General features: G+C 68.7%; 8 protein-coding genes. 4 read left to right on the top strand and 4 right to left on the bottom strand.

Annotated elements, in window-relative coordinates; genetic code table 11:
- Positions 1 to 5: 5 nt before the first annotated feature.
- Together QHF85_RS10620 and QHF85_RS10615 are read right to left on the bottom strand one after the other, a co-directional pair.
- Entirely contained in the window at positions 6 to 1,205 is a 1,200-nt protein-coding gene (locus QHF85_RS10620) for an acetyl-CoA C-acetyltransferase (RefSeq protein ID WP_281327003.1), read from the bottom strand.
- Positions 1,206 to 1,323: 118 nt separating this feature from the next.
- Positions 1,324 to 2,334, bottom strand: coding sequence for a helix-turn-helix domain-containing protein (locus QHF85_RS10615; protein WP_348652728.1), 1,011 nt, complete (start codon positions 2,332 to 2,334; stop codon positions 1,324 to 1,326).
- A 35-nt stretch (positions 2,335 to 2,369) separates the two neighbouring features.
- On the opposite strand from QHF85_RS10615, the gene QHF85_RS10610 reads away from it, so the two are divergent.
- Positions 2,370 to 3,578 carry an FAD-dependent oxidoreductase gene (locus QHF85_RS10610; RefSeq protein ID WP_281327001.1) on the top strand — a complete coding sequence of 403 codons (1,209 nt, stop codon included), beginning with the start codon at positions 2,370 to 2,372 and terminating at the stop codon, positions 3,576 to 3,578.
- 60 nt (positions 3,579 to 3,638) lie between these two features.
- Here the strand turns inward: QHF85_RS10610 and QHF85_RS10605 are convergent, their stop codons facing one another.
- Positions 3,639 to 6,272 carry a S8 family serine peptidase gene (locus QHF85_RS10605; RefSeq protein WP_281327000.1) on the bottom strand — a complete coding sequence of 878 codons (2,634 nt, stop codon included), beginning with the start codon at positions 6,270 to 6,272 and terminating at the stop codon, positions 3,639 to 3,641.
- Between the two features lie 154 nt (positions 6,273 to 6,426).
- Between QHF85_RS10605 and QHF85_RS10600 the strand changes: the two genes are divergently transcribed.
- Positions 6,427 to 8,121, top strand: a complete 1,695-nt coding sequence (locus QHF85_RS10600; protein WP_281326999.1) for a hypothetical protein — start codon at positions 6,427 to 6,429, stop codon at positions 8,119 to 8,121.
- 58 nt (positions 8,122 to 8,179) lie between these two features.
- Positions 8,180 to 10,789: a neutral/alkaline non-lysosomal ceramidase N-terminal domain-containing protein gene (locus tag QHF85_RS10595; RefSeq protein ID WP_281326998.1), complete on the top strand. Its 2,610-nt coding sequence runs from the start codon at positions 8,180 to 8,182 to the stop codon at positions 10,787 to 10,789.
- Between the two features lies 1 nt (position 10,790).
- Here QHF85_RS10595 and QHF85_RS10590 read toward each other — a convergent pair whose 3' ends face one another.
- Positions 10,791 to 11,258 carry a hypothetical protein gene (locus QHF85_RS10590; protein ID WP_281326997.1) on the bottom strand — a complete coding sequence of 156 codons (468 nt, stop codon included), beginning with the start codon at positions 11,256 to 11,258 and terminating at the stop codon, positions 10,791 to 10,793.
- 273 nt (positions 11,259 to 11,531) lie between these two features.
- Between QHF85_RS10590 and QHF85_RS10585 the strand changes: the two genes are divergently transcribed.
- Positions 11,532 to 12,032, top strand: a complete 501-nt coding sequence (locus tag QHF85_RS10585; protein WP_281326996.1) for a hypothetical protein — start codon at positions 11,532 to 11,534, stop codon at positions 12,030 to 12,032.
- Positions 12,033 to 12,155 lie beyond the last annotated feature (123 nt).

Below are 12,155 nucleotides of genomic sequence, written 5' to 3'. Positions count from 1 at the left end.
CCCGATCAGATTCGCTCGAGCACGACCGCGATTCCCTGCCCGCCGCCGATGCAGGCGCTGCCCACGGCGATCTGCTTGCCCGTGCGGCGCAGCGTGTGGACGAGGTGCGCCGTGATGCGCGCGCCCGAGGCGCCGAGCGGGTGGCCGAGCGCGATGGCCCCGCCGTTGATGTTCGCCTTGTCGAGCGGGATCTTGAGCTCCTTCTGCACGGCGAGCCATTGCGGCGCGAACGCCTCGTTCACGTCGAAGAGGTCGACCGCGTCGAACGACACGCCCGCGCGCTCGAGGGCCTTCGGAATGGCCGCCGCCGGGCCGATGCCCATGATCGAGGGATCGACGCCCGCCGACGCCCATTGCAAGAGCCTCGCGAGCGGCGTCCAGCCCTTCTCGCGCGCCTTCTCGGCCGTCGTCACGACGAGCATGGCCGCGCCGTCGCAGATGCCGCTCGCGTTGCCGGCCGTGACCGTGCCGTCTTTCTTGAACACCGGCGCGAGCTTGGCGAGCGCCTCGGGCGTCGATTGCGGCCTCGGGTGCTCGTCCACCGCGAACGACACGGGCGGCGCCCCGCGCTTGCCCGGCAGCTCGATCGGCGCGATCTCGTCCTTGAACGCGCCTGCCTCGTTCGCCGTGGCCCAGAGCTTCTGGCTGCGGAGCGCGTATTCGTCGCATTCGGCGCGCGAGATGCCGTACTTCGTCGCCAGGTTCTCGGCCGTGATGGCCATCGGCGAATTCACGTAGCTATCGGTGAGCGCGCTCCAGAGCGAGTCCTCGAGCGCCGGGGCCTTGCCGAACGCGAAGCCCTCGCGCCCGCCGCGCAGCACGTGCGGCGCCTGCGACATGTTCTCGGTGCCGCCCGCGAGCACCACGTCGGCATCGCCGAGCAGGAGGAGCTGGGCCGCTTGCACGACGGCCTCGAACCCCGAGCCGCAAAGCCGGTTCACCGTGAGCGCCGGGATCTCGATGGGCACGCCCGCCTTGAGGCCCACGTGGCGCGCGCAGTAGATGGCGTCCGAGCTCGTCTGCATGACGTTGCCGACGACGACGTGCCCGACGTCGCCCGGCGCCGCGCCGGCCTGCGCGAGGGCTGCCTTCGCCGCGTGCGCCGCGAGATCGTTCGCCGAGACACCCTTGAGCGCGCCATTCATCGCCCCGAACGCGGTGCGCTTCGCGCCCACGATGACGATGTCCTTGCTGAGCTTGGCCATGTTTTCTCCGTGCATGTCCTGTTGAGGGCCGGGAGCATGCGCCGGACTTTCGTGCCGGGCAAGTCCCCAGTTCAAGCGCAAGAAATGCGCGGCCCCTGCGCCGAGGGAGCGTGAACCCTCACCTCGAAAACCGACTGCGGTACTCCGTCGGCGACACCAAAAGGTGCCTCTGGAACGTCACGCGCATCCGCTCTTCATTGCCGAATCCGCATTTTTGCGCGATCTCGTCCACATTGTGCGGTGACGCTTCGAGCAGCCGCCGCGCCGCCTCCAGCCGGAACATCTCCACCGCCTTCGCCGGCGTTCGTCCCGTCTTCTGCCGGTAGACGCGCGAAAAATTCCGCGGGCTCATCCCCGCCTTTTCCGCGAGCTGCTCGACCGTCAGATCTTCGCGGCCGAGGTGCTCCGAGATCCAGTGGTGCAGATCGTCGAACACCCCGCCGTCCTCGAGCTGCGATTGCAACACCTCGCTGAACTGCGACTGCCCGCCCGGCCGCTTGAGGAAGACCACGAGCTCGCGCGCCACCTTCATCGCAATGTCCCGCCCGCAATCCGCTTCCACGAGCGCCAGCGAAAGATCGATCCCCGCGGTCACGCCCGCCGACGTCCAGACCGGCCCTTCCTGCACGAAGATCGCGTCCCGATCGACCTCGACCGAGGGAAAACGTTTCTTCAAGAGGTCACACATCATCCAGTGCGTCGCGGCCCGCTTCCCCGCGAGCAGCCCCGCCAATGCCAGGAAAAACGTCCCGCTGCACACGGAGGCCGTCCGACGCGCCTTCCGGGACATCTCGGCGAGCCAGCACGCAAGCTCCGCGGCGCCGTCGAGCGCCTGCTCGATCTCCGGCGCGCCGGGCACGATGACCGTGTCCACCTCCTTTCCTGCAAACTCCGCGACGGGCGCTGTATCGAGCTCCACGCCCTCCGCCGCGCGTACGAGCCCGCCTGTCAGGCTCACGGTTCGTCCCGCATAACCCGGCCGTCCGAGCGCCTCCATGTAGCGCGACGCGGCCCAAAACACCGTCTGCGGCCCGGTCAGGTCGAGGAGCCCCATCCCGGGAAACGCGACGAACAGCACGAGCCTCGGTGTGCTCGCGCACGTTGGCCGAAAATCAGGGGTCAATGGCATTTGCGGCACGCCCTCCTCGTCCTACCAGAGGTAGCATGTCGAAGAAAGTCTTGATCGTCGGAGCAGGCTTCGCCGGAGTCTGGGGCGCCCTTGCGGCCGCGCGGCTGCTCGATCAGCAAGGAAAAAAACCCGCGGACGTCGAGGTCACGCTCGTCTCTCCGCAGCCCGCCCTCCACATTCGCCCACGGCTGTACGAGCCTTCTCCAGAAGACATGAGCGCGCCTCTCTTGCCGCTCCTCGATGCAATCGGCGTCCATTTCGTCGAGGGATCCGTCACGGAAATCCGAACCCGCGACGCGCAGGTCGACGTGATGGGCACGAACGGCGCGAGGCGCACCTTGCCTTATGATCGGCTGCTGCTCACCAGCGGCAGCAAGCTCTTCCGACCGCCCGTTCCCGGCCTCTCGGAGCATGCCTTCTCCGTCGATCAGCTCGGCGACGCCGTTGCGCTCGACAAGCACCTCGCGAGTCTCGCCGCTTTGCCCGAGACGCCCGCGCGGAATACGGTCGTCGTCGCAGGAGGCGGATTCACCGGGCTCGAGCTCGCCACGGAGCTGCCCGCGCGCCTGCGACAGGTATTGGGCGCAAATGCGAAGGTCTCGGTGATCATCGTCGAAAGGGGAGGCGAGGTCGGCGGCGGCCTCGGTGAGAATCCACGTCCCATCATCGTGGAGGCCCTCCAATCCCTCGGCGTGGAATACCGGGCCGGCATCGCCGTCGCATCCATCGATGCCGGCGGCGTGGTGACCAGCTCCGGCGAGCGCATCGAGGCCCTCACCGTCGCCTGGACCGCCGGCATGCGCGCGAGCAGCCTCACGTCCCAGGTCTCTTCCTCACTCGATTCCCTCGGCCGCGTCGAAGTCACTCCGGACCTCCGCGTCGTCGGCACACCGCACGTCTTCGCGGCGGGTGACGTCGCCCGCGCGCTCGCCGACGAGGAGGGGCATTACGCCCTCATGTCGTGCCAGCACGCCGTTGCGATGGGTCGTTTCGGCGGGCACAACGTCGTGGCCGATCTCCTCGACCTTCCCACGCTCGAATACCGGCAGCGCTTCTACGCCACCTGCCTCGACCTCGGCGAATGGGGGGCTCTTTATACGGAAGGCTGGGATCGCCAGATCAAGCTCACGGCTGCCGCGGGCAAGGAGCGCAAGCGCCAGATCAATACGATCTGGATTTATCCTCCCGCTCCGAACCGCGCCGCAGCGCTCGCCGCGGGCGATCCCCTGGTCACCTTCGGCTGAATGCCGCGCGGGGGGGCGACCGGCTCTCCGGGCCGATCGGAGCCCCCCGCGCTGCGAACCTCAGGGACGCTCGACCTTGAACGCCGGCGACGTCCAGGTCTCCCAGTGCGCCGGGTTGCTCGCGTCGCCGAGCGCCTTCAGCACGCTCATCTTCATCACGTACGTGCCATTGGGCACGGTGACCACGTTCTTGCCGACCGTCGTGGTCCCATTCCAGGCGAACGAATACGTGCCCGTCGGGTCGGCGTTCCGCCCGACGTACGTGTACGTGTACGCATTGCCCCAGGGCTTCTGCAGGCCCGCGGCCTCGACGATGTCGACCTTGACCGTCGTCACCTGGTGCTCGAGGTGCAGCGTGACGTTCGGCACGTTGGACGTGCCCGACATCGTGAAGACAGCGCCCGCGTTTTGCTTGTTGTAGGTCGCAGGATTGGTCGAATTGTCTTGTCGCGACAGCCACGGGAAGCCCGACGCCGTCGGGACGAGCGCCACGATCGATTGATAATCACCCTTGAAGCCGATGTACGGGACGCGCAGCGCCGCATTGCCGCCCGTCTGCGCGAACTGGATGAAGCCGCCGTACACGCCGCGGTCGGCGAGGTTCGGGTTCGGCGTGATCGTGACGTCCACCGTCGCCGTGCCATTCGGCGGCACCGTCACGCTTTGCGCGCTGAACGTCGCGCTCGGCGGCGCGTTCGTCACGGAGAGCGCCTGCGGCGTGCCGTACGTGTTCAGCGACGAGGCGCCCGGCTGGTGCGTGACGTCGTACGTGACGGGCTCGCTGGTGTCGTTCTTCAGCGTGATCGTGTGCGTCGTGGGGCCCGTCGTCTCGCCGATGGCAATGCGGCTCGGCCAAACGCTGGCCTTCGTGACCGCGGCCTTGTCGACGCGAATGAGGCCCGCGCCCTGCCGGTGCGCGCTGTCGAGAATCCCTTGCGCCGGATCGATGCCCCAGAGGAGCGGCTGCGCCGTGTTCTGGAGCCGCGTGCGAATGAGCTCGAAATCCGACTCGCCCGTCGCCTCGATGAGCAGCGCGATCGCGCCCGCCGTGTGCGGCGAGGCCATCGACGTGCCGCTCTGCGAGGTGAACCCGCCGAGCTCCAGCGGATACGTCGAATAAATCGATCCGCCCGGCGACGTGAGGTCGGGCTTGAACGAGAGATCCGGCCCCGCCCCCCACGAGCTGAACGCCGAAATGCGCCCGGCGAGGCTGTTCGGCGTGGTGACCGTGTCGTCCGTCCACGTCAACGAAGTCGCGCCCGCGCCGATGCGCTGCGCGATGACATCGCCGTCCGCCAGCGTGACGCCGACGACCGGGATTCCCACCGGCGTCGTCCCCGCGGGCGAGCCTGCGGGAACCGTGACGCCGGGGACGAGCGCGCCCGCCGTGTTGTTGTAAACGACGACGGCCGAGGCACCCGCGGCCTGCGCATTCTTCGATTTCTCGAAGAACGGGCAGCCGCCGCGCTTGATGAGCGCCACCTTGCCCGTGAGGCTCCCCGCCGCCGGCGGATTCACGTTGCACGCGTCCGTGGCAATCGTGTTCGCCGTCGCCGTGGCCACGAATTGCAGCGTGCCCGTGAACGGCGCGAAGGGCACGCCCGTGCCCGAGTTGTACCCGATGGACTTGTTGTCCGGCGTGATCGTGAACGAGAGCTGCGCGATGTGCGTGTTCTCCGCGGAGGCCGACGCAATGACGTTCGTCCCGACACCCGGCGCGCCCGTGGCCCACACGCCGCGGTCGCCGTTGTTGCCGCCCGAGCAGGAGACGAGCGTGCCGCTCTTCGCGAGGTTCGACGCCGCCACGGCCGTCGGATACTGAGGCCATTGATACCCGGAGCCGATGCTCATGTTGACGACGCGCATGCCGTCCTGCTGCGCTCGCTCCATCGCCTGGATCATGATGTCCGGGGTCGTCGACCCCGTGCAGCCGAACACGCGATACGCGCCGAACGTGACCGCGGGCGCGACGCCCACGACCGAGCCATTCGCGCCGACGATGCCCGCGACGTGCGTGCCGTGGCCGCCGCAATCGTCCGGATCCGCATCGGGAATGGCATACGCCCCCGAGACGCCCGCCTGGAACCCGTCGCCGACGAAATCGTAGCCGTACTGGACCCGGCACCCCGGACCGAAGCAGCCGCCGCCGAGATCGGGGTGATCGTAATCGACGCCGCTGTCGATGATGCCGACGCGGACCTTCGTGCCCGTGAGCCCGAGCTGGTTCCGCGCGATGTCCACGCCCGTCATGGCGACCGCCGTCGCCATGTCCATCTGCGCGCCGCCGTCGTCCGGCGTGTCCTCCTGCTGGATCGGGATCACGGGCCAGACCGACTTGACCCCGGGAATCTGCGCGAGCTCCGCGACGTGCTCGGGCGCGACGCGCAGCGAAAGCCCGTTCCACAGCCGATGGAACGAGAGCCGCTCGGAGTACTGGATGCCCCGCTTCTCGGCCTCGGCCTTGAACACGACCTTCTGCTGGAGGAGCAACGACTCCGACCCGCCACGCAGGAGCGGCGCCTCTTCGAGCTCAACGAACCAGAGCTCGGGGGTCTCGTTTTGCGCGCCCGTCACGACCGACGAGGGATCGTACGCGTCTCCGTTCCCGTCCCCCTGCTCCCCGTCCGGGGCTCCGCCGCAAGCCGCGAGCAAGGAGGGCAATGCAAGTAGGTGAATCCAGCGAAAGCGCCTCATGTGTACCTCTTCGGCCGCCGCGTTTGGGGCCCTTTCCAGACCAGTGCCCCCGCCGCAACCGGGCGTCAAGAGGTCCGGAGGGCTTGCCGTCCGGGCGGCCCGCCCCATTGCCTTCGAACGTGCCCCCGACGGGGCCCGGACGGGGAGGATGAAAATGCGAATTTCATCGCGGAAGACGCTCTACGTTCTTTTCGGTTTGCTCGGCGCCTCGTCCTTCCTCGCCCTGCGCACCGCGGCGAGCGACGACGCCCGCGAGAGCAAGAGCGCGCCCGCGACAGCAGCAGCGCCCCTGCTCGAAGGGATGGGATCACTGCATCGCCCGATCACCACCAGCGTCCCGGCCGCCCAGCGTTATTTCGACCAGGGCCTCACGCTGGCTTATGCCTTCAACCACGCCGAGGCGGAGCGATCGTTCCTCGAAGCCGCGCGCCTCGATCCGACTTGCGTGATGTGCTTCTGGGGCGCCGCGCTCGTGCTCGGCCCGAACATCAACGCTCCCATGAGCGACGACGTCGTCCCGCGCGCGTATGCGCACATCCAGCGCGCACGCGCGCTCGCGACCAAAACCGCCGTCACGCGGACCGAGTGCGAGCTCGTCGAGGCCCTCGCGCTCCGCTACGCGCCCGCCCCCGTCGCCGATCGCAGCGCGCTCGATCTCGCTTATGCCGGGGCCATGAAGAAGGTCGCCAAGCGCCTCCCGAACGACGTGGACGTCCTCGCACTCTACGCAGAATCGCTCATGGACCTGAGCCCCTGGAATTACTGGGAGCACGGGATGCCGCGGGGGAATACCGAGGAGATCACGTCCGCGCTGGAGCGGGCGATGAAGCTCGATCCGAACCACCCCGGGGCAAACCATTATTACATTCACGTCATGGAGGCCTCGCCGACCCCCGCGCGCGCGCTCGACGTCGCCGACCGGCTCGCGGACCTCGTGCCCGGCGCCGGGCACCTCGTGCACATGCCCTCGCACATCTATTTTCGCCTGGGCCGCTATCGCGACGCCGCGCTCGCCAGCGAGCGCGCCATCGTCGTCGACGACAGGTACGTCCCCCTCGCCGATCCGTCGAACATGTACCTGGTCATGTACCGGATCCACAACTGGCATTTTCTGTGGGCTGCGGCGACGCTCCAGGGCAGGTCCGCCGAGGCGCTGCGCGCGGCGCGCTCGATTCCGGGGCTCCTCGGCGACGCCGCGCGCCACCACAGCGCCATCGCCACGATTATCGAGCATTTTCAGGCCGCACCCCTCTATGCCATGGTTCGTTTCGGCCGCTGGCAAGAGATCCTGAACGAGCCCGCGCCGCCCCAGGAGCGCCTCTATTCGCGCGGCGTATACCATTATGCCCGGGCCATTGCATACTCCCGGCGCGGCGACGCGGCGGCCGCGGATCGCGAGTTTGCCGCGCTGGAAACCCTCGCGGCGGAGCCCTCGCTCCTCCGGGCGACCGTGTCCGGCGTGAACTCTGCGAGCGCCGTGCTCGGCGTGGCCCTCGCGGTCGCGCGCGGCGAGCTCGCGGCGGATCGGGGCGATCTCCACACGGCCATCCGCGAGCTCCAATTCGCCGTGGTGCTCGAAGATCAGCTCCGTTACATGGAGCCGCCGGACTGGCACCACCCGACGCGGCAGATCCTCGGCGCCGTCCTGCTCCGCGCGCAGAGGGCCGCGGACGCCGAGCGTGTCTATCGCGAGGACCTCGAAAAGCTGCCGGAGAACGGGTTTTCGCTCTTCGGCCTCGCCCACGCGCTCGGGCTGCAGGGCAAGGAGCGCGAGGCCGCGCTGGTCATCGGCCGATTCGGGATCGCCTTCGCCGGCGCGGACATCCGGCTCGAAAGCTCCCGGCTCTGAAACCTCTCTCCCGCCAGGTCCGCCGCTTCGGCTATCCTCGCCCGCGAGGAGGCCTTCGGTGACGAAAACACGCAAGAAAACGCTCGGATGGATCGCCCTCGGGTTGCTCGGGGCGAGCTTCACAGCCTGTGGGGACGAAGACACGAAGATTACGGATCCCCCCCCGACCGTGGTCGATCCGCTGGCCCATTGCCAGTTCGAAACCCCGCCAGAGCACCCGTCCAAACCGGCGAATGCCCCGGCGGAGGTGAAGGCCGGCTACGGCGCCGCCGTCCTGCCCATGCCCATCGGCACGCCCGTGGGCGGCTACGCGTCCCGCACCGTCGGCCTCGGCGGCGCCAAGCCCGTCGACGACCGGCCCCGCCGCTTCGGCAAGAGCCTCGTCCCCACCGTGGGCATCCACGACGCGCCGCGCGCCCAGGCCCTCGCCCTCGAAGCCGGCGGCGAGCGCGTGGTCATCGTGCGCGTCGACGCGCCGCTCCTCAACGAGAACACGCTCTTCGAGCTCGAATCGAAGGTCGCCCCCGACGGCTCCATGCGCGGCCGCATCATCATGACCGCCTCGCATAGCCACGCCGCCTGGGCCGGCTACCAGCCGAGCTTCATCCTCATGCCCGGCGTCGATCGCCCCAAATCCGCGCTCGCCGAGCGCGCCATCGGCGGCATGGCCGAGGCCATCCAGCAAGCGCTCGACAGCCTCGCCCCCGCGAAGATCGGCGTCACCGTCGAGAAGAATTTCGACCCGAACGACGAGGTCAACCGCGACCGGCGCGGCGAAAACAACATGATCCCCGGGCCCGACGGCAACGACGCGGGCAAGGGGAAAGACCCGACGCTCTGGGTCCTGCGCGTCGACAAGGCGGACGGCTCGCCGCTCGCGGCCCTCGTCGATTTCCCCATGCACGGCACGATCGGCGGCGGCGACAACCCGCTCGTCTCGACCGACGCCCCCGGCGCCGTCGCGCGCGCGCTGAGCGCCGAGCTCGGCTACCCCGTCATGCACGTGCAGGGCGCGGCCGGCGACGTCTCCCCCGCGGGCCACGAGGGCCGCAATGCCTGCCCCGACTCGCTCCGCTGCCTCGACATTCCGCGCCTGGAGACGCTCGGCGCCCGCGCGACCGAGATCATCGCGCCCATCATCGACAGCGTCCAGACCGGCGACAAGGCCGCGTTCGAGATCGTCACGCGCAGCTACTACATCGGCCGCGAGGGCGTCGTGAAGCGCCCTGACGGCACGGAGCTCCGCTACGCCGCGTACGATCCGAACGTCGAGGAGTACGTGCCCGACGGCGTCTTGCTCGACGAGAATGGCAAGGTCAAGAGCCCGATCGACGAGTTCAACACCTACGCCGGCGCGGGCCTCTGCGGCGAAGCGACGGGCCTCGGCGCGATCGCCGGGCTCCCGGGCGCGATCAGCATGCCCGTCTATGGCTCGTGCCTCGAAATGGCCAAGGGTGGCAATGTCATCTTCGGCCTCTTCGACGTGGCCACCGACATGCCCCTTCCGCTCTGCGACTCCGTCCGCACGACGGCCGCGGCGCTTCGTATCACTGGCACGCCGACCGGCGATTACCTCGTCGTCACGGCGCCCGGCGAGCCCGTCGCGCCCTGGGCTGCGTACCTGCGTGGCCTCTCGCCCGCGGGCCCGGATCGGACGCTGCTCATCGGGTATGCCGACGATCACGTCGGATACATCCTCACGGGCGAGGACTGGCTCGCCGGCGGCTACGAGCCCAGCATCAACGTCTGGGGCCCGCTCGAAGGCGAGCAGATCCTCGCCGGCGTACTCGAAGCGGCGAAGCTCGCCTGGACGCCCGAAATCGAGGATCCCGAGGTGGGCAGCTCGCGCTTCGCCGCCTGGAAATACCCCGACGAGGCGCCGATCGCGAAGCTCGAGACCACTGATCACGGCACGCCGGCGTCCGCGTCGCCCGCGCTCTTCTGGCCGGACACGGTCGCGGCGGAGGTCTCGGCGGCCGAGGTGCCGCGGGCCGTCGGCGCCGCGCGGTTTGCCTGGTATGGCGGAGATCCGTCCGTCGACATGCCCGTGGTGTTCATCGAGCGCGAGGCGGCGCTCGGCATGTACCAGCCGCTCGCGGACGCGAAGGGCCGCCCGGCCACGTCGTACGAGGGCGCGATTGTCACGACATACTCGCCCGATCCTGTGAATGCCGAGGCGCCCGCGCACCACGTCTACACGGCGACGTGGCAGCCCGTGCCGGCGGACCTCTATGCGGCGCAGAAGCCCATGCTGCCGTTTTCGCTCCCGCTCGGGAAATACCGCTTCCGCGTGAAGGGCAAGGCGCAAACGGCGGCCGGCGAGACGGTCTACGAGATCACGAGCCCGCCGTTCGAGGTCGTCGCGGCGCCGCTCTCGGCCGCGTCGACGGCGACGCGCGGCGCCACGTCGATCGACCTCGTGGCGAACCTCGGCGCGGCGCCGGGGCTGCGCGCGCTGCGCGTCGGGCCGAGCGATACGGGCGTGCCGCTGCTCGGCCCCTGGACGGTGACGGTGACGTTCGCGAACAACCAGACGAAGACGCTCGAGGCGACCCCCGACGCCGAGGGCAAGGCCAGCGTGCCGCTCACGATGCAGGAGGCGCTGGACGCGCAGTCCGTCGAGATTCGCGACGTGGCGGGCAATGGCGGCACGCTGACCATTCCTTGAGCTAACTCGCGCGCTTCTCGCGCCTCTCGCGCTTCTTCCCGTCGCGCCGCGCCTCCTTGCCGTACTTCTCCTGCGCGGTCTTCTTCAGGTCCCTCGCGAGCTTCTTCACGTCCTTCGCCTCATCGCGCGTCACCTTGCCGTCCTTGCCGGCCTCCTTCGCGGCGGCGCGGATCGCGGCGGCGCCGGCCTCGAAGTCCTTGCGAATCTGCGCCTTCATCGACTCCGGCAGCGGGTGCGCGGCGAGGAGCGACTCCATTTGCTCGCGCGCATGCTTGATCTTCGCCTCGACTTTCTCGTCGAAACGGGCCGAATCGATCGGGAACTCGCCCTGGCCGTGCTTCTTCTTGTCGACCTTCTCGACCTTCGGCGCCTTGCCTTTCTCCTCGGCGGAGGCGGCGAGCGGGGCGGTGGCAAACGCGAAGGCGAGGGCGAGGGCGAGGGGGCGGACGAAGGTACGAAGGCTCGACATGGCGGGGCTCCTTTACGGGCGATTGCCGTGGTTCGAGCGGAGGAAAAGCACGCGGCGTGCCAGGCTCGCGGCCCTTGGATCTCGCTGATTTCGCGGGATCTCGCCTGCGGAGCGGGCGCCGCACCTGCGGAATCGCGCGCCCGCTGCGGCGCGCCGCGCGCACCGGGGTGGATCGGGTACCCTGGCGGAGAAAGGACGGATCCCCATGCAACGATGCTTCATGCTCGAACGAACGGCGCTCGTCGGCCTGCTCGCGTTTGGGAAGAGGCGGGCATGAGCGTCGGCGAATTCTGGGATTTCGGCGTCGAGGGCAATACCGCGATCCTGATCGAGAGCGGTCGCGTCTGGAGCCTCGACATCGCCGCAAGAAAGGCCACGTGGCTGAAGAACGAGACCCAGGCCATGGCCGCGCAATGGGATTCGAAGGGCGTGTTTTACCTGTCCGCCACGGGCCCGTTCTTCTACGCGAACGATACCGGGAAAAACCGCGACATCGAGGCGGAGATCGCCGCCTCCGGCTACGAGCTCAACAGCACGTACAACGCGATTCACGAGTATTCTCAGGGCGGCGCCCGGAACGGCGACGACGTCGCGTACATCGGGCGGGACGGGCTCTTCTTGTTCGACCTCGGGACCGGGAAGACGCGCCCGGCGCTCCTCAATGCGCGGGACAACAGCATCGTGTACCGCAACCCCGTCCTCCTGGAGAACGGAAAACTCTTCGTGCAAGGGCTACGCCGGCGGCGCGCTGGCATCGGCCCCGAGCGTGCCTAGTGTCCTGAGTTAGAAGAACGCGAACATTTTTTGGACGATCCCCTCCCTCAACACATGGAGGTGAGTGGGAAGATGCGACTTCGAACTGGCCGCCCACTCGAACCTCTGGTCCTGACTGCTGAA

Source organism: Polyangium sp. 6x1 (genome assembly GCF_029946515.1).
Classification (GTDB): Bacteria; Myxococcota_A; Polyangia; order Polyangiales; family Polyangiaceae; genus Polyangium.
The sequence above is the reverse complement of the archived record's forward strand: the minus strand, read 5'-3'. Positions and strand labels throughout refer to the sequence as shown.

Coding starts and splice junctions, on each gene's coding strand:
- QHF85_RS10590 (WP_281326997.1), bottom strand. CDS start 11,258: ATGTCGAGCCTTCGTACCTTCGTCCGCCCCCTCGCCCTCGCCCTCGCC.
- QHF85_RS10605 (WP_281327000.1), bottom strand. CDS start 6,272: ATGAGGCGCTTTCGCTGGATTCACCTACTTGCATTGCCCTCCTTGCTC.
- QHF85_RS10600 (WP_281326999.1), top strand. CDS start 6,427: ATGCGAATTTCATCGCGGAAGACGCTCTACGTTCTTTTCGGTTTGCTC.
- QHF85_RS10615 (WP_348652728.1), bottom strand. CDS start 2,334: ATGCCATTGACCCCTGATTTTCGGCCAACGTGCGCGAGCACACCGAGG.
- QHF85_RS10620 (WP_281327003.1), bottom strand. CDS start 1,205: ATGGCCAAGCTCAGCAAGGACATCGTCATCGTGGGCGCGAAGCGCACC.
- QHF85_RS10585 (WP_281326996.1), top strand. CDS start 11,532: ATGAGCGTCGGCGAATTCTGGGATTTCGGCGTCGAGGGCAATACCGCG.
- QHF85_RS10610 (WP_281327001.1), top strand. CDS start 2,370: ATGTCGAAGAAAGTCTTGATCGTCGGAGCAGGCTTCGCCGGAGTCTGG.